Genomic DNA, 23,343 nt, shown 5'->3' on the forward strand with positions numbered 1-23,343 from the left:
TGTCCGGTCCGGTCATCGTGTTCCCAAACCCCGTTCGCCTCGAGCGCCGTCGAGAGGCCGCGCGCCATGTGTCTCGACTACGCTCGACACGAACGGGGGTGGATGTCGTTGTGTCTTGCCGCCGCTCAGCCCTCGCGCGCCTTGAGCATGTCGAGCGCGACGTCGACGATCATGTCCTCCTGTCCGCCCACCATCTTGCGCCGGCCCAACTCGACCAGGATCGCCCGCGTGTCGATGCCATAGGTCTCGCTGGCCTTCTCGGCGTGGCGCAGGAAGCTGGAGTAGACCCCGGCATAGCCCAGGCTCAAGGTCTCGCGGTCGACCCGCACCGGGCGGTCCTGCAACGGGCGGACCAGGTCCTCGGCAGCATCCATCAGCAGGTTGACGTCGCACCCATGGTTCCAGCCCTTGCGGTCGGCGGCGGCGATGAAGACCTCGAGCGGGGCATTGCCCGCGCCCGCGCCCATGCCGGTCAGCGAGGCGTCGATCCGCACCGCGCCGCACTGCGCGGCGACGATCGAGTTGGCGACGCCGAACGACAGGTTGTGGTGCGCGTGCATGCCGCGCTGGGTCTCGGGCTTCAGCACCCGGTCGTAGGCCTCGAACCGCGCCCGCACGCCGTCCATGTCGAGCGCGCCGCCGCTGTCGGTGACATAGACGCAGTGCGCGCCATAGCTTTCCATCAGCAGCGCCTGCTGCGCCAGGGCCTCGGGCTCGATCATGTGGCTCATCATCAGGAAGCCCGAGACGTCCATGCCCAGATCGCGGGCGATGCCGATGTGCTGCTTGGACACGTCGGCCTCGGTGCAGTGCGTCGCCACGCGGACCGAGCGCACGCCGATATCGTAAGCACGGCGCAGTTCCTCGACCGTGCCTACGCCGGGCAGGATCAGCGTCGTCAGCACGCACTTGTCGAGCACCTCGGCCACGGCCTCCAGCCATTCCCAGTCGGTGTGCGCGCCGAAGCCGTAATTGAAGCTGGCGCCCGACAGGCCGTCGCCGTGCGCCACCTCGATCGCGTCGACCCCCGACGCCTCGATGGCCGCGGCGATCGCCTTGACATGATCGATCCCGTACATGTGGCGGATCGCGTGCATCCCGTCGCGCAGGGTGACGTCCTGCAGGTAGAGCTTGTCGCCAGCCTCGACGTTAAACTTCTCGGTCATTCAATTCACTCCGTTCGTGTCGAGCGAAGTCGAGACACGAGGGGCGCGAACGGTTCTCGACTTCGCTCGAACCGAACGGGGGAGGGTGGGGAAGGGGGTGGGGAGGGGCATCACGCTGCCGCCATCCGCCGTGCGGCGAGCAGCTCGCCGGTGGCCTTGGCCGCGGCGGTCATGATGTCGAGGTTGCCCGAATAGCTCGGCAGGTAGTCCCCCGCGCCCTCGACCTCGAGCATGATCATCGACTTGATCCCGGTGAACTCGCCCAGACCGGGAATCTTGAGGCGGTTGTTGTCGCCATAGCGTTCGAACTGGACCTCCTGCTTGAGGCGGTAGCCGGGGACATACTTCTGCACCTCGGCAACCATGTCCGCCACCGACTGGCGGATCGCCGCCTCGTCGCCGCCCTCGGACAGGGTGAACACCGTGTCGCGCATGATCATCGGCGGTTCGGCCGGGTTGAGGATGATGATCGCCTTGCCCCGCGCCGCGCCGCCGACCACCTCGATCGCGCGCGCGGTGGTGCGGGTGAACTCGTCGATGTTGGCGCGGGTGCCCGGTCCGGCCGAGCGCGACGAGACCGAGGCGACGATCTCGGCATAGTGGACCTTGCTCGAGACCCGGGCCACGGCGGCGACCATCGGGATCGTCGCCTGGCCCCCGCAGGTCACCATGTTGACGTTGGGCTGGTCGAGGTGGGCCTCCATGTTGACCGGGGGCACGGTGAAGGGGCCAAGCGCGGCCGGGGTCAGGTCGACCACCTGGATCCCGTCGGCGCGCAGCGCCGCGTCGTGGACCTTGTGGGCATAGGCGCTGGTCGCGTCGAAGGCGATGCCGATGTCCTTGTAGAGCGGATGCGCGCGCAGCCCTTCGAGCCCCTCGTGCGTGGTGGCGATGCCGTGCTGGCGGGCCAGGGCCAGCCCCTCGGACGCCTCGTCGATCCCGACGACGATCGCCAATTCCATGTTCTGCGGATACTTGATCATCTTGATCATCAGGTCGGTGCCGATGTTGCCCGAGCCGATGATCGCGGCCTTCACGCGTGTCATTCCGTTTGGTCCTATGCGAAGCGGGCGACGCAGGAGCCGATCGCGCGGTCTCCGTCGCTGAGGGTCAGGGCGAAGGTGTCCCCGGCCACGGCCGGGGCGAGCGGGACGAGGCTGCCCGAGAGGATCACGTCGCCGGCATCGAGGGTGACGCCATAGGCGCCCAGCGTGTTGGCCAGCCAGGCCACGGCCTGGGCCGGATCGCCCTGCACGGCATGGCCATAGCCTTCGGACAGCGGGGCGCCGTTCTTGGTCACCGCGACATGCAGCCCGGGCAGGTCGAGCCCGGCCGGATCGAGCCGTTCGGCCCCCAGCACGAAGACCCCGCAGGAGGCATTGTCGGCGACCGTGTCGACGATGGCGATCTTCCAGTCGTCGATGCGGCTGTCGACGATCTCGAAGCAGGGGACGATGCTCTCGGTCGCCGCGATCACGTCGGCGGCGGTTACCCCCGGGCCGTTGAGGCCGGACTTGAGGATAAAGGCGATCTCGGCCTCGGCGCGCGGGGCGATCAGGCCCTTGGCGGCGATGTCGATGGGGCCATCAACGTGCATCCAGTCGGTCAGGAAGCCGAAGTCGGGCTGGTGGACCCCCAGCATGTCCTGCACCGCCTTGCTGGTCACCCCGATCTTCTTGCCGACCACCCGTTCCCCGTCGGCCAGGCGCCGGCCGAGGAAATCGAGGCTGATCGCATAGGCATCGTCGACCGTCAGCGAGGCATCCTGCTGGATCAGCGGCGCAATGGTGCGTCCGGCGCGCAGGGCCGCGTAAAGCGCGGCGCCATAATGCGCGGCCTTGCCGCCGGCAGGGGCCTCAGCGGCGGGCATCGAGGAACTCGGTGACATAGGCATTGAACTCCGCCGCCCGCTCGACCTGGACCCAGTGGCCGGTGCGGCCGAACGTGATCGCGCGGACATCGGGGCAATGGTCCAGGAACAGACGGGCATGGGCTTCGGGGCAGAACTCGTCGTTGAGGCCCCACAGCACGAAGACCGGTTGCGTGATGTCGGCCAGCCGCGGCGACAGGTCGGGCGTGCGCATGCGCATCAGCACGTCCTTGGGCTGGGTGCGCGCCACGGCGAACCGTTCGGCGACCAGCGCGTCGGGGATCTGCGGGGCGAAATCGGGATGGACCAGGTTGGTCACCAGGCGCTTCTGCTCGGCCAGGTCGAACTCCGGCCCGCCGAAGCTGGAGACCATCTTGGTGATCCCCGGCATCACGAAATAGGCCTCGCGCGGGGCGACGCAGCCGGGCGCCATCAGCACGAGGTTGTGGACGAAGTCCGGATGGTCGAGCGCCAGTTGCAGCGCGACCCCGCCGCCCAGCGAATTGCCGACCAGACTGGCGCGGGTCAGGCCATGGGCGACCAGCGCCTCGTACAGGGTGTCGGTGAACAGTTGCAGGGTGTAGTCGATCCCCTCGGGCTTCGACGAGCCGCCATAGCCGATCATGTCGGGCAGGATCACGCGATAGCCCGCGGCCACGAAGGCGGCGATGTTCTGGCGGAAATTGGACGCCCCCGAAGCGCCGGGGCCGCTGCCGTGGATGAACACCACCGCGGGTCCCGAGCGGTCGCCCGCTTCGGCGACCACGATGTCATAGCCCGCGCTGACGCGGTGCGTGGTCGTGGCGATATCGGTCATGGACGCACTCCGGACTGGTCCGCGGGGCCATTCGGGCCGGGCGAGAAGGGGTGGGGCGCAGGCAGGGCGTCGATACCTGCGACGCAGGCCAAGCGGCCGGGGTATCCCGCTGCGCCGACGGTCCGCGCCGCCGGCATGCTCGCCGCAGGGGTGACCATGATCTGATGCGTCTCCCAGGATCGAATCATTTTTCGTGAATGCCGCCGCATTCGTAATCTGAATTGCCAGTGGGTACGCAAATCGTCAATTGAAAAGCACATTGGCTTTCGATATTGGCAATTTTCGAATCCGGTGTACCGTCACGGCGGTAAGTCCGAAACAAGCTGGGAGAGCATGCCGGTGACCGCGCGGTCCGCGATCGATCTGACTGGCCAGGTGGCGATCGTCACCGGTGGCACCCGGGGGCTCGGCCGGCAGATGGCGGCCGTCCTCGCGGCGGCCGGAGCACGGGTGACCGTGTGCGGCCGGAATGCGCCCGAAAGCCTTCCCGCCGGTGTCAGCTTCCGGGCGGCCGACGTGCGGGACGCCGATCAGGCGCGCGAACTGGTCGATGCCGTGGTGGCCGAGCATGGCCGCATCGATATCCTGGTCAACAATGCCGGCGGGTCGCCCCAGGCCGAAGCGGCGACGGCCTCGCCCCGCTTCTTTGATGCGATCATCCGGCTGAACCTCCATTCCGCGATGTTCATGTCGCAGGCGGCATTCGGCCCGATGCGGGCGGCGGGGTCGGGCAGCATCATCAACATCGCCAGCGTCTCGGGCATCCGTCCGTCGCCGCTGACCGCGGCTTACGGGGCGGCCAAGGCCGGCCTGCTCAACCTCACCCAGAGCCTGGCCCAGGAATGGGGTCCCGACGGGGTGCGCGTGAATGCCATCATCGTCGGCCTGATGCAGACCGAGGACAGCGCCCAGACCTATGGCGACAGCGAGGCCCAGGCCGCCGTCGGTCGATCGCTGCCGTTGCAGCGGATGGGCACCGGCGAGGATGTCGCCGGGGCGGTGCTGTGGCTCTGCTCGGACCTGGCCGGCTGGGTCAGCGGGGCAAGGATCAATGTCGATGGCGGGGGCGAGCGGCCCTATTTCCTCGACCTGGTGAAAGGATGAATGCAGCCATGGGGATCAAGGCGCTTGGCTATGTCGTTGTGGAGACCGCCCGTCCCGCGGAGTGGGACCGCTTCCTGACGGCCTTCGTCGGCACCATGCGGGTGGCCGACGCGGCCGACGGGGCAGCCCTGTACCGCGTCGATGACCGCGTGTTCCGCCTGCGCGTCCAGCCGGGCGAGCGCGAATGGTTCGTCGCCGCGGGCTACGAGGTGGACAGCCGTGCCGCGCTCGACGCCCTGGCCGACAAGGTGGCCGCGGCGGGACGCCCGGTCGACTGGGCCAGCGCCGGGGAAGCCGCCGGTCGCGGCGCCGAGGCGCTGTTCCGCACCACCGATCCGGCGGGCAACGGGCTGGAGCTCTATTGCGGCGACGCCCGCACTGCCGAACCCTTCGTCTCGCCGATCGGCGTGCCGGGCTTCGTCACCGGCGCCATGGGCATGGGCCATGCGGTGTTCTCCGCGCCCAACTTCAACGAAACGATTGCGTTCCATTGCGACGTGCTGGGTTTCCACCAGACCGACATGCCGCGCTTCCAACTGTTCGGACCGGAAGGCCCCTCGATGGGCTTTGCCTTCCTCCACGCCGACAACGGCCGCCACCATTCGATCGCCTTTGGCGAAGGCCCGATCCCGCCTTCGGGCGCGGTGCACATCATGCTCGAGCTGCCCAGCCTGATCGAGGTGGGCAAGGCGCACGACCGGATGAAGGCGATGGGCTATCCCGAAAGCGCCACCCTGGGGCGGCACGTCAATGACGAGACCACCGGTTTCTATGTGCAGACGCCGTCCGGCTTCGACCTGGAGATCGGGTGCGACAGCCTGGTGATCGATCCGGCCACCTGGCAGACCACCCGGCACGAGGCAATCAGCGTCTGGGGCCACGAATGGGCCTGGCAGAAGGCGATGAAGCAGCAGCAGGAACAAGGAGAACACGCGTGACGGTGCCAGCCGGCCTCGACAAGCGGATGAGCGCGGCCGACATCGTCGCGCAGCTGGATGACGGGATGACCCTGGGCATCGGCGGCTGGGGCCCCCGGCGCAAGCCGATGGCGCTGGTCCGAGAGATCCTGCGGTCCGATCTCAAGGACCTGACCGTCGTGGCCTATGGCGGTGCGGATGTCGGCATGCTCTGCGCCGCGGGCAAGGTCCGCAAGCTGGTCTTCGCCTTCGTCAGCCTTGATGCCATTCCGCTGGAACCCTGGTTCCGCAAGAGCCGCGAGTCCGGGGCCCTCGAGGTGCTCGAACTGGACGAGGGCATGTTCCAGTGGGGGCTCAAGGCCGCGGCCTTCGGTCTGCCGTTCCTGCCCGCCCGGGTCGGCCTGGGCACCGACCTCGCCGAGCTGGGCGGATTGAAGACCGTGCAGAGCCCCTATGCCGATGGCGAGACGCTGATCGCCATGCCGGCGCTCAAGCTCGATGCGGCGCTGCTCCACGTCAACCGCAGCGACTGGCGCGGCAACGTCCACGTGTTCGGTCCGGACGTCTACTATGACGAATGGTTCGCCCGTGCGGCGGCCAAGACCTATGTCTCGTGCGAGGAGCTGGTCGATCGGATGGAGGATCACTATCCCGACCAGGCCCAGGCCAACATCGTCGAGCGCAGCTTCATTTCGGGCGTGGTCGAGATCCCGGGCGGGGCCCATCCCAGCTCGATGCCCCCGCACTATGGCTGGGACATGAAAGCGTTCAAGGCCTATGCCGATGCCGCCCGCGATCCGGGTGACTGGGCAGCGGTGCAGGACCGCTTCGTCGGCGCGTCGGAAACGGCCTATTGCGATACCTTTGGCGGAAAGGAGGCGGTGGCGGCTCTTCCGCTCCCGATTTTCTGATGACTGAACCCAGCCCCCCAGAAGCGAGCCTGGCAGAGCTCTGCATCTTCGCCTGTTCGGAAGCCTTTCGCGGCAATGGCGAGGTGATCGCCACCGGGGTCGGCCCGGTGCCGCGCCTGGCCGCCGGCCTCGCCAAGCTGACTCACAGCCCCGAGCTGATGATGACCGACGGCGAGGCCTACCTGGTCGAGCAGCCGGTCCCGATCGGCCCGCGCGCCTATGACGATCGCAAGCCGGCCGGCTATCTGCCGTTCTCGCGCTTCTTCGACGCGGCGGTGTGGACCGGGCGGCGCCATGCGATGGTCACGCCCACCCAGCTCGACCGCTTCGGCCAGATCAACCTGTCCTACATGGGCGGGACCTATGACAAGCCGAAGACCCAGATGCTGGGCGTGCGCGGCTTCCCGGGCAACACGATCTACCACCCCAACTCGTTCTTCTTCCCGGCCCATTCGCCCCGCGTCTTCGTGCCCGAGGTCGACATGATCTCGGGCGTCGGCCACAACCCGGCCAAGCGCACGCCGGGCGGGAACTTCACCGGGGTGGACCTGCGGCTGATCGTCACGAACCTGTGCGTGATGGACTTCGGCGGCCCTGACCACGCGATCCGGGTGGTCTCGCTCCACCCCGGGGTGACCTTCGACGAGGTGCAGGCCGCCACCGGGTTCGAACTGGCCCGGGCCGAGACCCTGACCGAGACGCCCCTGCCCGATGCCGCAGCGCTGGAGATCATCGCCCGGCTCGATCCGCATGGCATCCGGACCAGCGTGATCAAGGACAATCCGCCGGCGCGACAAGGGTGAGGAACCAGCGATGAAGGATCTTGTCGAGCCCCGCCAGGTGGACATCGCTTACGAAACCGACGAGCCGGTGCGCTATGCGGTCGAGGAGGGGGTGGCCTGGATCACCCTGAACCGTCCGCAGTTCAACAATGCGCAGAACGGGCAGATGACCTATGCCCTGGACGATGCGTTCAACCGCGCGGTCCAGGATGATGCGGTGCGCTGCATCGTGCTGGCGGGCGAGGGCAAGCACTTCTCGGCAGGGCACGACATCGGCACCCCCGGGCGCGATCTCCACCACGAATTCGACAAGCGGCTGATGCTGCCGCCGCACACCAACAAGCCCGCGGCCGAGCTGCTCTACACCCGCGAGCACGAACAGTACCTGGGCATGTGCCGCCGCTGGCGCGACATCCCCAAGCCGACCATCGCCATGGTCCAGGGCGCCTGCGTGGCGGGCGGGCTGATGCTCGCCTGGGTCTGCGATCTGATCGTCGCCTCGGACGATGCCTTCTTCCAGGACCCGGTCAATCCGCTGATGGGGATCCCGGGGGTCGAGTACTTCGCGCATGGCTTCGAGCTGCCGCCGCGCGTGGCCAAGGAATTCCTGCTGCTGGGCGAACGGATGAGCGCCGAGCGGGCCTATTCCTTCGGCATGATCAACAAGGTGGTGCCGCGCGCCGAACTGCGCGAGGCGACCGCCGCCTGGGCGAAGAAGCTGGCCGGGCAGGGCCGCCTGGGCAACTGGCTGACCAAGCAGTCGATCAATCACGTCGAGGAGCTGCGCGGCAAGCGCACCGCCATGGATGCGGTCTATCACATGCACCACTTCGCCCATGCCCAGAACGACCTGGTCACCGGCAACTCGATCGCCGGGGTGAGCGGAAAGTCGGCCGCGAGCGCCAACAAGTCGGCGGCCGGCGAGGACTGATGCGCGATCCCCTGCACACCGTCCTGGTCGAGCGGCTGGGCTGCCGCGCGCCGATCATCCAGACCGCGATGGGCTGGGTGGCCGAGCCGCCGCTGGTGATCGCCAGCTGCAACGCCGGCGCCTTCGGCTTCCTGGGTGCGGCGGTGATGACCCCGGACGAGACGCGCACCAAGATCGCCCGGGTCCGTGCCGGCACCGATCGGCCGTTCGGCGTCAACTTCCACATGTTCCAGCCCGGCGCGGCGGAGATCGTCGAGACGATCATCGCCAACAAGGACCAGGTCCGCGCGGTCTCGTTCGGACGCGGCCCCGACGCGCGGATGATCGCGCGGTTCAAGGACGCCGGGATCCTCTGCGTGCCGACCGTGGGAGCGGTCAAGCACGCGCAGAAGATGGAGCAACTGGGCGTCGACATGGTCGTGGTCCAGGGCGGCGAGGGCGGCGGGCACACCGGGTCGGTGCCCACCACGGTGCTGTTGCCGCAGGTGCTCGACAAGGTCGGCATCCCGGTGATCGCTGCGGGTGGCATGGCCGACGGACGCGGGCTGGCGGCAGCGCTGGCCTATGGCGCGGTCGGCATCGCCATGGGCACGCGGTTCCTCCTGACCCGGGAATCCCCTGCGCCGGACAAGGCCAAGGCGGCCTATCTGGCGGCCGGGACCGACGGGATCGTCCTGACCACCAAGATCGACGGCATGCCCCAGCGCATGGTCCGCACCCCGCTGGTCGACCGGATCGAGGCTTCGGGCAGGCTGGGCATGTGGCTGCGCGCGATCGAGGCCGGGGCCGAGATGAAGCGCCAGACCGGCGCATCGTGGCTGCAGATGATCCGCTCCGCCCGCGGGATGACCGCCCATGGCGAGATGCCGCTGGCCCAGGCCATGCTGTCGGCCGCGGCGCCGATGCTGATCCAGAAGGCGATCGTCGAGGGCGATATCGTCAATGGCGCCATGGCGACCGGCGTGGTCGGCGGGCGCATCACCGACCTGCCGACCTGCCAGGAGCTGGTCGACCGCGTGGTTGCCGAGGCGCGCGGGCGGCTGGCCGCGCTCTGCGCCGGCGACTGAACCGAACCGAGATCCAGGGGAAAACCGATGCCCATCACGCTTACCGTCCAGGACCGCATCGCCGAAATCGTGTTCGACGTTCCGCCGGTCAACGCCTTCGACAGCGCCACCTACATGTCGCTGCCGGGGATCGTGAAGGAGGCTGCCGCCAATCCCGAGGCCCACGTCATCCTGATCCGCGCCGCCGAGCACGCGCGCGGGTTCTGCGGCGGGGTCGACATCAAGGAAATGCAGGCTCACCCCGAGCGGATCACCCTGCTCAACCGCGGCAACTACCTGACCTTCAAGGCGATCCACGAGGCGGAGATCCCGGTCGTGACCGCGGTGCACAAGTTCGTCATCGGCGGCGGAATCGGCATCTGCGGGGCCAGCGACACGATCATCGCGGCGGACGATGCCTACTTCTCGCTGCCCGAGGTCGATCGCGGGGCGATGGGCGGAGCCAGCCACCTGTCGCGCATGCTGCCGCTCCACAAGGTCCGCGCCGCCTTCTTCACCGGTGGCCAGATTCCCGCCGAGGAGGCCTATCGGCTGGGCGCGGTGGAAATGGTCGTGCCCCGCGCCGATCTGGTCACCGAAGCCCGCGCCTTCGCCGCGCGGATCGCCGCCAAGAGCCGCAAGGCGCTGGTCATCGCCAAGGAGGCGCTGAACGGGCTCGAGGCGCGCGATGTCGATCGCGGCTATCGCTGGGAGCAGGGCTTCACGCTCGAGATGTACATGCACGAGGACAGCCAGAAGAGCCGCGACGCCTTTGTCGAGACCGGCAAGGCCGCGTCGTTCTGAACAAGGCCCCGACCATGGATCTGACTTACACCCCCGAACAGCAGGCCTTCCGCGCCGAGGTCCGTGCCTGGCTGGAAGCCCATGTGCCGGCCCAGCCGCTCGAACACTTTGACGCCAACCGCGCCGGGTTCGAGGCCCATCGTCAGTGGGAGGCGACGCTCAAGAGCGGCGACTGGGGCATGGTCACCTGGCCCCGGGAGTACGGCGGTCGCGGGGTCGACCTGATCCAGTGGCTGATCTTCGAGGAGGAGTACTACCGCGCCGGGGCGCCGGGCCGGGTCAACCAGAACGGCATCTTCCTGCTGGGGCCGACCCTGATGGAATTCGGCACGCCCGAGCAGAAGCAGCGCTTCCTGCCGCCGATGGCCGCCGGCGAGGAAATCTGGGCCCAGGCCTGGTCGGAACCGCAGGCCGGGTCGGACCTCGCCGGAATCCGCGCCACCGCCCAGCGGGACGGCGACGACTATGTGCTGAACGGCCACAAGATCTGGTCGAGCCGCGGCGCCTTTGCCGACTGGGCCTTCGGCCTGTTCCGCGAACCGGGCAGCGAGCGGCACAAGGGCACCAGCCTGATCTTCTTCCGGCTCGACCAGCCGGGCGTCACCCGCAACCCGATCCGCAAGATCAACGGCCACCCCGGTTTCGCCGAGATCGTGCTGGAGGACGTGCGCGTGCCGGCCTTCAACCGGCTGGGCGAGGAAGGGCAGGGCTGGCACATCTGCATGGCCACGGCGGGCTTCGAGCGGGGCCTGATGCTGCGCAGCCCGGCGCGCTACCAGGTGGCCGCGGCGCGGCTCGCCGACCTGTGGCAGGCCCGCAAGGCCGGCGCCGATCCGGTGCTGGAGGCGGACGTGGTCCGCGCCTTCATGAATGCCGAGGCCTATGCCCTGTCGATCTACCAGACCGCCTCGCGGCTGATCGCCGGGGCCAGGATCGGCCCGGAAGCCTCGACCAACAAGATCTTCTGGTCGGAACTCGACATCCACCTCCACCGCACCGCGCTGGCGATCCTGGGGGCCGAGGCCGAACTCCTGCCCGATCCGGCCCGCATCGCCGCGGGCGATCCCGACTGGCTGGACGATTACATCTTCTCGCTCGCCGGGCCGGTCTATGCCGGGTCGAACGAGATCCAGCGCAACATCATCGCCGAGCGCATGCTCGGCCTGCCCCGCTAAGGCCGGAGGAGCGCGCGATGGACTTCACCCTATCCGACGAGCAGATCATGTTCGCCGAAACCGCCCGCACCCTGCTGGGCGACACCTGCAATTCCGAGCACTGGCGCAAGCTGATGGAGCAGGACAGCGCCTTCGATCCGGCGCGCTGGGCCGCGCTGGTGGAGAACGGCTTCACCCTGCTGATGCTGCCGGAAAGCGCGGGCGGGCTGGGCCTGGCCGAGCTCGACATGGCGCTGATCGCGCAGGAGGCCGGCTATGTCGCCCTGCCCGAACCGCTGGCCGAAAGCGCCGGGGTGGCCATGCCGATGCTGGCGGCCCTGGCGCCCGAGCATCCGTTGCTGGCCGATCCGGCCGCGATCGTCGCCCCGGCCCCGGCGATCAACCCGGTGGTGGCCGCGGCCGACCAGGCCCGGGCGATCCTGATCGAGCGGGATGGCCATGCCTGGCTGGCCCCGCGCGAGGCGGTGACGCTGGTTGCGGCGCCAACCATCGACCCGCTGCGCCGGGTGTTCCGGATCGAGTGGAATCCCGCCACCGCCGAGGATCTCGGCCCGGCCGACTGGGGGTTGGCCTACGACCGGGCGGCGCTGTTCGCCGCGGCCCAAGGGCTGGGCATGGCCCAGCGCAGCGTCGATCTGGCGGTGGCCTATGCCAAGGATCGCACCCAGTTCGGCAAGCCGATCGGATCGTATCAGGCGGTCAAGCACCACCTCGCCAGTGCCCAGGTGGCCATCGAGTTCGCCCGCCCGGTGGTGCTGGCGGCCGCCGCCGGGATCGGCGCGCAGGACGTCTATTCGCGCGCCCGGGTGAGCCACGCCAAGATCGTCGCGCTCGAGGCGGCGGACCTGGCCGCGCGGTCGGCGATCCAGGTCCATGGCGGCATGGGCTATTCGTGGGAGGTCGACGTCCACCTGTTCCTCAAGCGGACCCTGGCGCTGACCCATGCCTGGGGCACGCCCGCCCATCATCGCGGCCGCGTGGCCGAACGGCTGTTCACCCGCACCGCCGGCCCCGACCAGACCTTTGCCAGAGAGGCGAGACATGCCTGAAGCCTATATCATCGATGCGGTCCGCACCCCGGTCGGCCGCAAGAAGGGCACGCTCGCCCAGGTCCATCCCGCCGATCTTGGCGCGCACCCGATCAAGGCGCTGGTCGCCCGCACCGGGATCGATCCCGCCCGGGTCGATGACGTGGTCTGGGGCTGCTGCGACACGATCGGGCCGCAGGCGGGCGACATCGGCCGCACCGCCTGGCTCGCCGCGGGCATGCCCGAGGAGGTTCCCGGGGTGACGATCGATCGCCAGTGCGGATCATCGCAGCAGGCGGTACACTTCGCCGCCCAGGGGGTGATGAGCGGCACGCAGGACCTGGTGGTGGCGGGTGGAAGCCAGGCGATGAACGCGATCCCGATCTCGGCCGCGATGTTCGCGGGCGAGCCCTATGGCTTCACCAGTCCGTTCCTCGGTTCGCGCGGGTGGGACGCGCGTTATGGCGACGAGGAGGTCAACCAGATCCGCTCGGCCGAGATGATCGCCGCCAAGTGGGGCATCAGCCGCGAGGCGATGGAGGCCTTCGCCCTGGCCAGCCACCAGCGCGCCCAGGCCGCCTGGGACGCCGGGTGGTTCGCGGACGAGGTGGCACCGCTCGAGGGGCTCGACCACGATGAGACGATCCGTTCCGGCACCACGCTGGAGGGTCTTGCCGCACTGAAGCCCGTGCGCGAGGGCGGGGTGATCACCGCTGGCGTCGCGAGCCAGAACTGCGATGCCGCCGCGGCCATGCTGATCGCGGGTGAGCGGGCGGTCAGGGAACTGGGCCTGAAGCCCCGCGCCCGCATCCATCACATTTCGGTGCGCGCGGCGAACCCGGTGTGGATGCTGACCGGGCCGATCCCGGCGACGCAGTATGCGCTGCACAAGGCCGGGATGAGCGTGGCCGACATCGATCTGTTCGAATGCAACGAGGCCTTCGCTTCGGTGCCGATGGCCTGGATGCAGGAACTGGGGATCCCGCACGAGAAGGTGAACGTCCAGGGCGGGGCGATCGCGCTGGGGCACCCGATCGGCGCCACCGGGGTCCGGTTGATGACCACGCTGCTCGGCGCGCTGGAGCGGACCGGCGGGCGCTATGGCCTGCAGACCATGTGCGAGGGCGGCGGCCAGGCCAACGTCACGATCATCGAACGGCTGTGAGGCGGGACAGGACGCTCCGATGAGCCCGGAAACCCCCATCACCAACCTGCTCTACCGCTACGCCGAGCTGATGGATGCCGGCCGGCTGGAGGAGACCGCCGCCCTGTTCGCCCGGGCCCGGGTGACGCTGAGCGGCGGGGTGGTGCTGGAGGGTGCGGCTCCCATGCTCGAGCAGTGGCGGCGGTTCGTGCGGATCTATCCCTGCGGCACGCCGCGGACCCGTCACGTGGTGACCAACCCGATCGTCGAGATCGACGCGGCGGGCGGCACGGCGACCTGCCGGTCCTGCTACACCGTGTTCCAGCAGACCCCGGACCTGCCGTTCCAGGCGATCTGCGGCGGTCGCTATCATGACAGTTTCGCGCGCGGCGAGGACGGCACCTGGCATTTCGCCACCCGGGATTACTCGCTGCTCGATTTTCTGGGCGACGTCTCGCAGCACCTGTTGCTGCCGGTCGGCTGATCCATCGCATTTCAAGGAGAGTTCCGTTGGGTATCTGCGACAACCGCACCGTCATCATCACCGGCGCCGCGCGCGGGCTGGGCCGGGCCTATGCCCTGGCCTTCGCCGCCGAGGGCGCCAACGTGGTGGTCAACGACATCGGCACCTCGCTGGGCGGCGACGGGCGCGACACCAGCGCGGCGGACGCGGTGGTCGAGGAGATCCGCGCGGTCGGCGGCCGGGCCGTCGCCAATTACGAGGACATCACCGACTGGGATGCCGCCGGACGGATCGTCCAGGCCGCGCTCGACGCCTTCGGGGACCTCCATGCCGTGGTCAACAATGCCGGGATCGTGCGCGACCGGATGTTCGTCTCGGCCACGGTCGAGGAATGGGACGCGACGATGCACGTCCACCTGCGGGGGCACTTCTGCCTGTCGCGGCACGCGGTCAATTACTGGCGGGCCAAGCAGAAGGACGGGCATGATCCGCAGGCCCGGATCATCAACACCTCGTCCGGCGCCGGCTTGCAGGGGTCGATCGCCCAGGCCGCCTATTCGACCGCCAAGGGCGGGATCGCCGCGCTGACCCTGGTCCAGGCGGCCGAGCTGGCGCGCTATGGCATCACCGCCAATGCGCTGGCCCCCTCGGCCCGGACCCGCATGACCGAGCAGGCCTTCGCCGAGAAGATGGCGACCGAGGGCCAGGCCTTCGACGTGATGGACCCCGCCAATGTCGCCCCCACCGTGGTCTGGCTGGGCAGCGCGGCGAGCGGGCACGTCACCGGCTGCGTGTTCGAGCTGGAGGGCGGCAAGATCATGCTCGAGGACGGCTGGCGGGAAGGCCCGGTGGCCGACAAGGGCGCCCAGTGGCAGCCGGCCGAGGTCGGCGCCGTGGTCGATCGCCTGCTGGCCGAGCGCGTCCCGCCGCGCAAGGTCTGGGGCACGGCCTGAGCAGGAACCCGGCAGCCATGGAATTTGCCTTCACCGAAGAACAGGCGATGATCGGCGAGACGGTGCGCACCTTCTTCGCCGACAACGCGACGAGCGACCGCACCCGCGCCGCCATGGCCGCGACCGGCCGCGACGCCGGGCTCGACCGCGCCTTGTGGAGCGCCTTCGCCGGTGAACTGGGGCTCGCCGGGGTGGGACTGCCCGAGGCCCATGGCGGGGCCGGGCTGGGCATGGTCGAGTTTGCCCAGGTCGCCGAAGCCGCCGGAGCCCGGGTGGCGGCGCTGCCGCTGCTCGGCACGGCGATGCTGGGTCGCGCCATCGCCGCCGGGGGGAGTGCTGCCCAACAGGAGGCATGGCTGCCGCGTCTCGCCGCGGGCGAGGTGATCGGCACCGCCGCCTGGGGGGGAGAGCTGACCCTGGCCGCTGGCAAGCTGTCGGGGATGGTGCCCTATCTGCCCCATGGCGCCGCGGCCAACCTGCTGCTGGTGCCGGCCGCCGGCGAGGCCTGGCTGGTCGATCTGGCCGCCCCGGGGGTTACGGTCACCGGCCATGTGACCATGGACCAGACCCGCCCGCTCGCCACCGCCCGGCTGGACGGCGTGGTGGCGGAGCGCCTGGCCGATGGCGCCGCGGCGCTGGCGGCGGCCCATGCCGCCGGATGGATCGGGCTGGCCGCCGAGGCGCTGGGCGGCGCCCAGGCGGCGCTGGACCGGACGGTCGCCTATTCGCGCGAGCGCGTGCAGTTCGGCCGCCCGATCGGCAGTTTCCAGGCCTACAAGCATCGCCTGGCGGACATGATGGTCGAGATCGAGCAGGCCCGCTCGGCGGTCTACTGGGCGGCCTGCGCGGTCGACGAGGGCTCGCCCGAGGCACTGCTGGCGCTTCATGCCGCCAAGGCCTTCTGCGCCGAGACCTTTCACATGTGCGCGGGCAACATGATCCAGTTGCACGGCGGGATCGGCTTCACCTGGGAGCATGACGCGCACCTGTTCTTCAAGCGCGCGCGCTCGATCCTGTCGCTCTACGGTTCGCCGCAATGGCACCGCGAACGGATCGCCGCCCTGGTGATCGATCAGGGAGCCGCGGCATGAAGCTGGGCTTTTCCGCGGCGGACGAGGCCTTCCGCGCCGAATGCGCCGCCTGGTTGCACGAACAGATGGCCGGGCCCTTCGCCGACATCCGCGGCATTCCCAACCTGTGCGACGCGATCCCGCGGCGGAAGGAATGGGAACAGCAGCTCGCGGCGCACCGCTGGTCGTGCATCGGCTGGCCGGAGGAATGGGGCGGCCGCGATGCCACGCTGGCGCAGCAGGTGATCTTCGCCGAGGAGTATGCCCGCGCCGGGGCTCCGAACCGGATCAACCACATCGGCGTCGAGCTGGCCGGGCCGACGATCCTGGCCTTCGGCAGCGCGGAACAGAAGGCCCGCTACCTGCCGGGGATCGCGGCCGGCACGGCGATCTGGTGCCAGGGCTATTCGGAACCGGGCGCCGGATCGGACCTGGCCAACGTCAAGACCCGGGCCCGGCTGGAAGGTGAGCCGGGCGCCGAGGAATGGGTGGTCAACGGCCAGAAGGTGTGGACCAGCCTGGCCCATTACAGCGACATGATTTTCGTGGTCGCCCGCAGCGAGGAGGGCTCGCGCGGGCCCAAGGGCCTGTCCTTCCTGCTGATGGACATGGACCAGCCGGGGATCGAGGTCCGTCCGATCGGCCAGATGAACGGCGAGGCCGAGTTCAACGAGACCTTCCTGACCGACGCGCGCTGCCCGGCCGATGCCATGCTGGGCGCGCAGGGCGAGGGCTGGCAGGTGGCCATGGCCCTGCTCGCCTTCGAGCGCGGGGTTTCGACCCTGGGCCAGCAGATGCAGTTCCGCAACGAGCTGGACGCGGTGATCGCCGCGGCCCGGGCCAATGGCCTGGCCGCCGATCCGGTGGTGCGCCAGCGCATCGCCCGGGCCGAGACCGGCCTGCGCCTGATGCGCTATGGCGCGCTGCGCATGCTGTCGGGCACGGACCTCGCGGCGATCGACGGGGCGGCCCTGACGTACAAGATCCAGTGGGCGACCTGGCGGCGCAACCTGGGCGAGCTGGCGATGGACGTGCTGGGCCAGGCCGGCGAGATCGCCCCGGGCGAGGAATACCGGTGGCCGCTGCTGCCGAACATGTATCTCTTCAGCCGGTCCGACACGATCTACGGCGGCACCAACCAGATCCAGCGCAACCTGATTGCCGAGCGCGGACTCGGCCTCCCGCGCGAGCCGCGCGGCACCCCATAACCGGCGCCGCCGCGCCGACCATCACGAGGTACGTCCATGAGTGTTCCCGTTCCCGCCTATCCGACGCCGCTGGGCATGCTGAAGGGCAAGACCGTGGTGGTGACCGCCGCAGCGGGCACCGGCATCGGCTTCGCCGTGGCCAAGCGCGCGGCCGAAGAGGGTGCGCGCGTCATGATCAGCGATTTCCATGAGCGCCGCCTGGGCGAGGCGGCCGACCGGATTGCCGCCGAGGTGGGCTGCGAACGCCCGCTCACCGTGGTCTGCGACGTGACCAGCGAGGAGGCCGTGCAGGCCCTGCGCGATGCCGCCCTGGCCCAGCTCGGCCGGGTCGACGTGCTGATCAACAATGCCGGCCTGGGCGGCGAGGTCGAGGTGGTCGACATGACCGACGACCAGTGGAACCGGGTGCTCGACGTGACCCTGACCAGCCTGTTCCGCATGACCCGCGCCTTCCTTCCCGCGATGTACGCCGCCAAGTCGGGGGTGATGGTCAACAACGCCTCGGTCCTGGGCTGGCGCGCGCAGAAGGGGCAGGCGCACTATGCCGCCGCCAAGGCCGGGGTCATGGCCTTCACCCGCTGTTCCGCGCTGGAGGCGGCCGACCACGGCGTGCGCATCAACGCGGTCGCGCCCAGCCTGGCGATGCATCCCTTCCTGGCCAAGGTGACCACCGAGGAGCGCCTGGCCGAACTGGTCAAGACCGAGGCCTACGGTCGTCCGGCCGAGGTCTGGGAGGTGGCCAACGTGATGATGTTCCTCGCCAGCGACCTGTCCAGCTACATGACCGGCGAGATCGTCGCCGTGTCGAGCCAGCGGGCCTGACCCGGTGGCCGCGCTGATCTTCGCCCGCCCGGCCGACCTGCTGGGCCAGGAAGGCACCCGCCTGGGGCCGAGCGACTGGCTGGCGATCGAGCAGGACCGCGTCGACGGCTTTGCCGAGGTGACCGGCGATCACCAGTGGATCCATGTCGACGTCGAGCGGGCCAAGGCCGGACCCTTCGGCGGGACGATCGCCCACGGCTATCTGACGATGAGCCTGGTCAACCTGTTCCTCCCCCAGTTGATCGAGGTGCGCGGCTTCGCCCACGCGGTGAACGTCGGCGCCGATCGTCTGCGCTTCCTGGCCCCGGTCCGGGTCGGCAGCCGCATCCGCGGCACGGGCGAGATCGTCACGGTCGAGGAGATCAAGGGCGCGATCCAGGCCGTGGTGCGCGTCACCGTGGAGATCGAGGGCGGCGAGGGTCAACCGACCGATAAGCCGGCCTGCGTGGTCGACACGATCAGCCGCTACTTCCCCGAAGGCTGAGGCGGTGGGCTGGCCCGAAATCCTGGCGGCGCTCGAAGCCAAGCGGGCCTTTTCCCGGCGGATGGGCGGGGACGAGCGGCTGGCGCGCCATCATGCGGCGGGCAAGCTCGACGCGCGGGCACGGGCCGCGGCGCTGTTCGACGAGGGCCGCTTCGTCGAGATCGGGGCCCTGGCCGGCAACCGCAGCGAGGATGGCCCGGCTCCGGCCCCGGCCGATGGGCTGATCGCTGCCTTCGGGCAGGTGGGCGGTCGCCCGACCCTGGCCGGGATCGAGGATTTCACCGTGCTTGGCGGATCGATCGGCGATGCCGGATCGGCCAAGCGCCACCGGCTGGCCCAGCTCGCCCGGCAGGAGCGGGTGCCGCTGGTTTTCATGCTCGAAGGGGCGGGCCACCGGCTCGACAACCGGCACGGCACGCCCGCCCCCAACGATCTTCAGGCCCTGGTCGAGCTGTCCGGGCTGGTCCCGATGGTCTGTCTGGTGCTGGGCGCTTCGGCCGGGCACGGCGCCCTGACCGCGCCGCTGAGCGATTTCGTGGTGATGACCCGCGCCGCAGCGATGTTCGTGGCCGGTCCGCCGCTGGTCAAGGCGGCCCTGGGCGAGACCGCGACCAAGGAGGAACTGGGCGGTCCCGCGGTCCATGTGGTCCAGTCCGGCGTCGCCCACAACCTGGCCGAGGACGATGCCGCGGCGATTGCCCTGGCGCGGCGCTGGCTGGGCTATGTTCCGGTCAACCGGGTTGCCGGGGATGATCAGGGCCCGCGCCGGATCGAGGCGCTGCTCGATCTGATCCCGCCCGATCCGCGCGTGCCGTTCGACATGCGGCAGGTCCTGGCCCTGCTGGCCGATGCGGGCACCCTGCTGGAAGTGCAGCCCGACCATGGCGGGGCGGTGGTCACCGCACTGGCCCGGCTGGGCGGACTGGCCGTGGCGATCCTAGCCAACAACCCGGCGGTGGGCGCCGGGGCGATCGACGCCGCGGCGGCCCAGAAGGCGACGCGGTTCCTCACCCGCGCCGAGGCCTTCGGCCTGCCGGTGATCTTCCTGGCCGACAATCCCGGGGTCCTGCCCGGCACCGCGGCAGAGCGCGCCGGGGCCCTGCGCCATGCCGCCGACATGTTCGCCGCGCAGCATCGCCTGACCGTGCCCAAGCTGCACGTGACGGTGCGCAAGGCGTTCGGCTTCGGGTCCTCGGTGATGGCGATGAACCCGTTCGACGGGCAGAGCCTCAACCTGGCCTTCCCTGCCGTCACCCTGGGCGCCATGCCCGCCGACAGCGGCGGCCGCGCCGCCGGGCTGGACGAGGCCGAGCGCGCCCGCATCGCCGCCGACCAGGCGGGCGGGGCGCTCAACCTGGCCGACCGGATGGTCTTCGACGACGTGATCGACCCGCGCGACCTGCGCAACGCCCTGCTCGACGGCCTGATGCTGGCCGCCAATCGCCTGCCGAAAGGATGAGAGAGATGCCCAACCCCGATCGCATGGAAGCCGCCGTCCACGCCTATGTTGCCGCCTTCGATCATGGCGATGCCGATGCCGTCGCCGCGCTGTTCGCCGAGGATGCCACGGTGGAGGACCCGATCGGCACCCCACCGCACGTGGGGCGCGAGGCGATCCGGGCCTTCTACGCGGCCTCGATGCAGACCGGCGCCAAGCTCAAGCTGGATGGCCCGGTGCGGATCGCCAGGCCCTATGCCGCCTTTGCCTTCCAGGTCGTGCTGCACTGGGAGGGCAAGGACCAGCGGGTCGACGTGATCGATACCTTCCGCTTCAACGACGATGATCAGGTCGTCGAGATGCGGGCCTATTTCGGCCCGACCAACATGCACGGCTTTGCCTGAGAAGGACCCTGACAATGCGTGAAGCAGCCATCGTTTCGACCGCCCGCACGGGCGTGGGCAAAGCCTATCGCGGGGCGTTCAACGATACCGAGGCCCCGGTCCTCTCGGCCCACGTGGTCAATGCCGCGATCGCGCGCGCCGGGATCGATCCGACGCGGGTCGATGACGTGTACCTGGGGGTGGGCAACCACTGGGGCACCCAGAGCTACAACCTCGGCCGGCTCACGGTCCACACCTCGTGCCTGCCCGACACCACCGGCGGCTTTACGCTCGATCGCAAGTGCTCGTCCGGGCTGAACGCCATCGCGCTGGCCGCGCGGGGGATCATCTGCAACGAGATCGACGTGGCCGTCGCCGGCGGCATGGAATCGGTCTCGCTCACGATCAACAAGCACGTTCCGGCGTTCCGCAACCGCTCCGAATTCGTCAAGCAGCACGATCCCTATGCCTACATGGTGATGATCGAGACCGCCGAGATTGTCGCCGAGCGCTATGGCGTCAGCCGAGAGGCGCAGGATCGCTTCGCCGCCCTGTCGCAGCAGCGCGCCGCCGCGGCCCAGGAGGCCGGGCGCTTTGCCGACGAGATCGTGCCGATCACGGTGACCAAGGCCCTGTTCGACAAGGAGGGCAACGAGACCGGCAAGGAAGAGGTCACGCTCGACCGCGACGAGGGCGTCCGGGCCGGCACCACTTACGAGGCGCTCGCCGGACTCAAGCCGGTGTTCAGGAACGGGCAGGTCATTGCCGAGGGCAAGCACGTCACCGCCGGCAATGCCAGCCAGTTGTCTGACGGGGCCTCGGCCCAGGTCGTGATGGACCTGGCGACCGCGCAGAAGGAAGGCCTGCCGGTGCTGGGGCTTTATCGCGGGTTCCAGGTGGCCGGGTGCGGCGCGGACGAGATGGGCATCGGCCCGGTCTTCGCGATCCCCAAGCTGCTGGCCCGCGCCGGGCTCAAGCTCGACGACATCGGCCTGTTCGAGATCAACGAGGCCTTCGCCAGCCAGGCGGTCTATTGCCAGGAGAAGCTGGGGATCGATCCTGAGCGGCTCAACGTCAACGGCGGTGGCATCGCCATCGGCCATCCCTTCGGGATGACCGGGTCACGCCTGGTCGGCCATGCCCTGATCGAGGGGAAGCGCCGCGGGGTGAAGTATGTCGTGGTCTCGATGTGCGTGGCCGGCGGCATGGGCGCGGCCGGCCTGTTCGAAGTCGCCTGACGGGCCTGCGGAGACACAGCCGATGGCCACGCTCGACCCCCTGCCACTCACCATCCCGCATGCCGCCGAGGCAGCAGCGGCGCGCTGGGCGGATTGTCCCGCCGTGCTCGAGCGGGGCGAGACCTGGAGCTTTGCCGAGCTGTGGCAGCGCAGCCGCGCGGCCGCCTCGGCGCTGCTCGCCCGGGGCATCGGGGCGGGGGACCGGGTGGCGATCTGGGCCCCCAACTCGCGCGAGTGGATCGTCGCGGCGATCGCCACGATGACTTGCGGAGCGGCGGTGGTGACGCTCAACACCCGGCTCAAGGGCCGCGAGGCGGGCGACATCCTGCGCCGCACCCGCGCGCGCCTGCTGTTCACGGTCGAGGACTTCCTGGGGATCGATTACCGCGCCCTGATCGCCGACGAGGACCTGCCCGATCTGGGCGCCACGATCCTGCTCGACTCGGGCCTGCACGACATAGGCCTGTCCGCCTTCGTGGCGGACGGGAAGGGGGCCGAGGATCCGGCGGTCGCTGCGGCGCTGGCCGGGATCGATGCCGATACGGTGTCGGACATCCTGTTCACCAGCGGTACCACCGGCAGCCCCAAGGGCGTGCTGATGACCTATGGCCGGGTGCTGCCCCAGGCCGCGGTCTGGGTGGCCAACACCGGCCTCACCGAGGGCGACCGCTACCTGATCGCCAACCCCTTCTTCCACTCCTTCGGCATGAAGGTAGGCTGGGTGGCCTGCATCCTGGCCGGGGCGACCGCGCTGCCGATCCCGCAGTTCGACGTGTCCCAGGCGATCGCCATGATCGAGCGCGACCGCGTGACCTTCATGCCCGGCCCGCCCACCGTGTTCCAGATGCTGCTGGCCGAGCTCGACAAGCGGGCCTGGGACTGTTCCTCGCTGCGCGGGGGCACCACGGGCGCGGCCACCGTGCCGCCGAGCCTGGTCGAGCGGATTCGCCGCGACCTGGGCATGGTCGATCTGATCACCGCCTATGGCATGACCGAATGCGTCAACATCACCACCTGCGTGCCGGGCGACAGCGTCGAGACGATCGCCCGGACCTGCGGCGGCGCGTTCCCCGGCAACGAGGTGCGCATCGCGGACGATGATGGCCGCGAGCTGCCGCGGGGCGAGACCGGGGAAATCCTGGTGCGCGGCCAGGGCGTGATGCTGGGCTACCTCGACGATCCCGAGGCCACGGCCGAGGCGATCGACGCCGACGGCTGGCTCCACACCGGCGACATCGGGACGATGGACGAGGCCGGCTATGTCCGGATCACCGATCGCAAGAAGGACCTCTACATCTCGGGCGGCTTCAACGTCTATCCGGCCGAGGTCGAAAAGCTGCTGGCGGGCCATCCGGCGATTGGCATGGTCGCGGTGGTCGGCGTGCCCGACGAACGGCTCGGCGAGGTCGGCCGGGCCTTTGTCGTGCTCCGCCCGGGGACGAACGCGAGCGAGGCCGAGCTGATCGCCTGGTCGCGTGAGAACATGGCGAACTACAAGGTGCCGCGCAGCTTCGTCATGGTGGACGATCTGCCGCGCAACGCCTCGGGCAAGGTGCTCAAGACGGCACTGCGGGACTGAACCAGACAAG

Annotated in this window: 24 protein-coding genes; 20 read left to right on the plus strand and 4 right to left on the minus strand. The window is 69.6% G+C overall.

What is annotated here, in order from left to right; genetic code table 11:
• Window positions 1-125: 125 nt before the first annotated feature.
• From dmpG to H7F49_RS00970, 4 genes are all read right to left on the minus strand, one after another.
• Window positions 126-1,166 (minus strand): 4-hydroxy-2-oxovalerate aldolase, encoded by a 1,041-nt coding sequence (dmpG, locus tag H7F49_RS00955; protein WP_185681681.1) that lies wholly within the window; start codon window positions 1,164-1,166, stop codon window positions 126-128.
• Between the two features lie 110 nt (window positions 1,167-1,276).
• Window positions 1,277-2,212, minus strand: coding sequence for an acetaldehyde dehydrogenase (acetylating) (locus H7F49_RS00960; RefSeq protein ID WP_185681682.1), 936 nt, complete (start codon window positions 2,210-2,212; stop codon window positions 1,277-1,279).
• An 11-nt stretch (window positions 2,213-2,223) separates the two neighbouring features.
• Entirely contained in the window at window positions 2,224-3,036 is an 813-nt protein-coding gene (locus H7F49_RS00965; protein WP_185681683.1) for a fumarylacetoacetate hydrolase family protein, read from the minus strand.
• The gene (locus tag H7F49_RS00970; RefSeq protein ID WP_185681684.1) at window positions 3,023-3,853 is read right to left on the minus strand and encodes an alpha/beta fold hydrolase; all 831 of its coding nucleotides are present in this window, start codon (window positions 3,851-3,853) and stop codon (window positions 3,023-3,025) included. The genes H7F49_RS00965 and H7F49_RS00970 overlap by 14 nt, the downstream gene beginning before the upstream one ends.
• A gap of 339 nt (window positions 3,854-4,192) precedes the next feature.
• On the opposite strand from H7F49_RS00970, the gene H7F49_RS00975 reads away from it, so the two are divergent.
• Genes H7F49_RS00975 through H7F49_RS01070 form a run of 20 tightly spaced genes read left to right on the plus strand, consistent with a single transcriptional unit; the run spans window position 4,193 to window position 23,333 of the window.
• Entirely contained in the window at window positions 4,193-4,957 is a 765-nt protein-coding gene (locus tag H7F49_RS00975) for an SDR family oxidoreductase (protein ID WP_298196381.1), read from the plus strand.
• Window positions 4,954-5,895, plus strand: a complete 942-nt coding sequence (locus H7F49_RS00980; protein ID WP_235981510.1) for a VOC family protein — start codon at window positions 4,954-4,956, stop codon at window positions 5,893-5,895. Before H7F49_RS00975 ends, H7F49_RS00980 begins: the two co-directional genes overlap by 4 nt.
• The gene (locus tag H7F49_RS00985; RefSeq protein WP_407940277.1) at window positions 5,892-6,785 is read left to right on the plus strand and encodes a CoA transferase subunit A; all 894 of its coding nucleotides are present in this window, start codon (window positions 5,892-5,894) and stop codon (window positions 6,783-6,785) included. Before H7F49_RS00980 ends, H7F49_RS00985 begins: the two co-directional genes overlap by 4 nt.
• The gene (locus H7F49_RS00990) at window positions 6,785-7,588 is read left to right on the plus strand and encodes a CoA-transferase subunit beta (protein ID WP_185681686.1); all 804 of its coding nucleotides are present in this window, start codon (window positions 6,785-6,787) and stop codon (window positions 7,586-7,588) included. Before H7F49_RS00985 ends, H7F49_RS00990 begins: the two co-directional genes overlap by 1 nt.
• 10 nt (window positions 7,589-7,598) lie before the next feature.
• Window positions 7,599-8,498 carry an enoyl-CoA hydratase gene (locus H7F49_RS00995; RefSeq protein WP_185681687.1) on the plus strand — a complete coding sequence of 300 codons (900 nt, stop codon included), beginning with the start codon at window positions 7,599-7,601 and terminating at the stop codon, window positions 8,496-8,498.
• A complete protein-coding gene (locus H7F49_RS01000; RefSeq protein ID WP_185681688.1) occupies window positions 8,498-9,565 on the plus strand; it encodes an NAD(P)H-dependent flavin oxidoreductase in 1,068 nt (355 codons plus the stop codon). The genes H7F49_RS00995 and H7F49_RS01000 overlap by 1 nt, the downstream gene beginning before the upstream one ends.
• Before the next feature lie 27 nt (window positions 9,566-9,592).
• Window positions 9,593-10,348, plus strand: coding sequence for an enoyl-CoA hydratase family protein (locus H7F49_RS01005; RefSeq protein WP_185681689.1), 756 nt, complete (start codon window positions 9,593-9,595; stop codon window positions 10,346-10,348).
• A 14-nt stretch (window positions 10,349-10,362) separates the two neighbouring features.
• Window positions 10,363-11,523: an acyl-CoA dehydrogenase gene (locus H7F49_RS01010; RefSeq protein ID WP_185681690.1), complete on the plus strand. Its 1,161-nt coding sequence runs from the start codon at window positions 10,363-10,365 to the stop codon at window positions 11,521-11,523.
• A 17-nt stretch (window positions 11,524-11,540) separates the two neighbouring features.
• Window positions 11,541-12,572: an acyl-CoA dehydrogenase family protein gene (locus H7F49_RS01015; RefSeq protein ID WP_185681691.1), complete on the plus strand. Its 1,032-nt coding sequence runs from the start codon at window positions 11,541-11,543 to the stop codon at window positions 12,570-12,572.
• Window positions 12,565-13,716, plus strand: a complete 1,152-nt coding sequence (locus tag H7F49_RS01020) for an acetyl-CoA C-acetyltransferase (protein ID WP_185681692.1) — start codon at window positions 12,565-12,567, stop codon at window positions 13,714-13,716. Before H7F49_RS01015 ends, H7F49_RS01020 begins: the two co-directional genes overlap by 8 nt.
• A 19-nt stretch (window positions 13,717-13,735) precedes the next feature.
• Complete coding sequence (locus H7F49_RS01025) at window positions 13,736-14,179, plus strand: nuclear transport factor 2 family protein (protein WP_185681693.1); 444 nt, start codon at window positions 13,736-13,738, stop codon at window positions 14,177-14,179.
• 26 nt (window positions 14,180-14,205) lie between these two features.
• Window positions 14,206-15,111, plus strand: a complete 906-nt coding sequence (locus H7F49_RS01030) for an SDR family oxidoreductase (RefSeq protein WP_185681694.1) — start codon at window positions 14,206-14,208, stop codon at window positions 15,109-15,111.
• 17 nt (window positions 15,112-15,128) lie between these two features.
• Window positions 15,129-16,202, plus strand: coding sequence for an acyl-CoA dehydrogenase family protein (locus tag H7F49_RS01035; protein WP_185681695.1), 1,074 nt, complete (start codon window positions 15,129-15,131; stop codon window positions 16,200-16,202).
• Window positions 16,199-17,389: an acyl-CoA dehydrogenase family protein gene (locus H7F49_RS01040; RefSeq protein WP_185681696.1), complete on the plus strand. Its 1,191-nt coding sequence runs from the start codon at window positions 16,199-16,201 to the stop codon at window positions 17,387-17,389. The genes H7F49_RS01035 and H7F49_RS01040 overlap by 4 nt, the downstream gene beginning before the upstream one ends.
• A 36-nt stretch (window positions 17,390-17,425) precedes the next feature.
• Window positions 17,426-18,211, plus strand: a complete 786-nt coding sequence (locus tag H7F49_RS01045) for an SDR family oxidoreductase (protein WP_185681697.1) — start codon at window positions 17,426-17,428, stop codon at window positions 18,209-18,211.
• 4 nt (window positions 18,212-18,215) lie between these two features.
• Complete coding sequence (locus H7F49_RS01050; protein WP_185681698.1) at window positions 18,216-18,695, plus strand: MaoC family dehydratase; 480 nt, start codon at window positions 18,216-18,218, stop codon at window positions 18,693-18,695.
• A gap of 4 nt (window positions 18,696-18,699) precedes the next feature.
• The gene (locus tag H7F49_RS01055; protein ID WP_328806422.1) at window positions 18,700-20,154 is read left to right on the plus strand and encodes an acyl-CoA carboxylase subunit beta; all 1,455 of its coding nucleotides are present in this window, start codon (window positions 18,700-18,702) and stop codon (window positions 20,152-20,154) included.
• A gap of 5 nt (window positions 20,155-20,159) precedes the next feature.
• Complete coding sequence (locus H7F49_RS01060) at window positions 20,160-20,537, plus strand: steroid Delta-isomerase (RefSeq protein ID WP_185681699.1); 378 nt, start codon at window positions 20,160-20,162, stop codon at window positions 20,535-20,537.
• A 14-nt stretch (window positions 20,538-20,551) separates the two neighbouring features.
• On the plus strand, window positions 20,552-21,754 hold the full coding sequence (locus H7F49_RS01065) for an acetyl-CoA C-acyltransferase (protein WP_185681700.1): 1,203 nt from the start codon (window positions 20,552-20,554) through the stop codon (window positions 21,752-21,754).
• A 22-nt stretch (window positions 21,755-21,776) separates the two neighbouring features.
• Window positions 21,777-23,333: a FadD3 family acyl-CoA ligase gene (locus H7F49_RS01070; protein WP_185681701.1), complete on the plus strand. Its 1,557-nt coding sequence runs from the start codon at window positions 21,777-21,779 to the stop codon at window positions 23,331-23,333.
• The last annotated feature ends 10 nt before the right edge of the window (window positions 23,334-23,343 follow it).

The organism is Novosphingobium aerophilum (genome assembly GCF_014230305.1).
Lineage (GTDB): Bacteria > Pseudomonadota > Alphaproteobacteria > Sphingomonadales > Sphingomonadaceae > Novosphingobium > Novosphingobium aerophilum.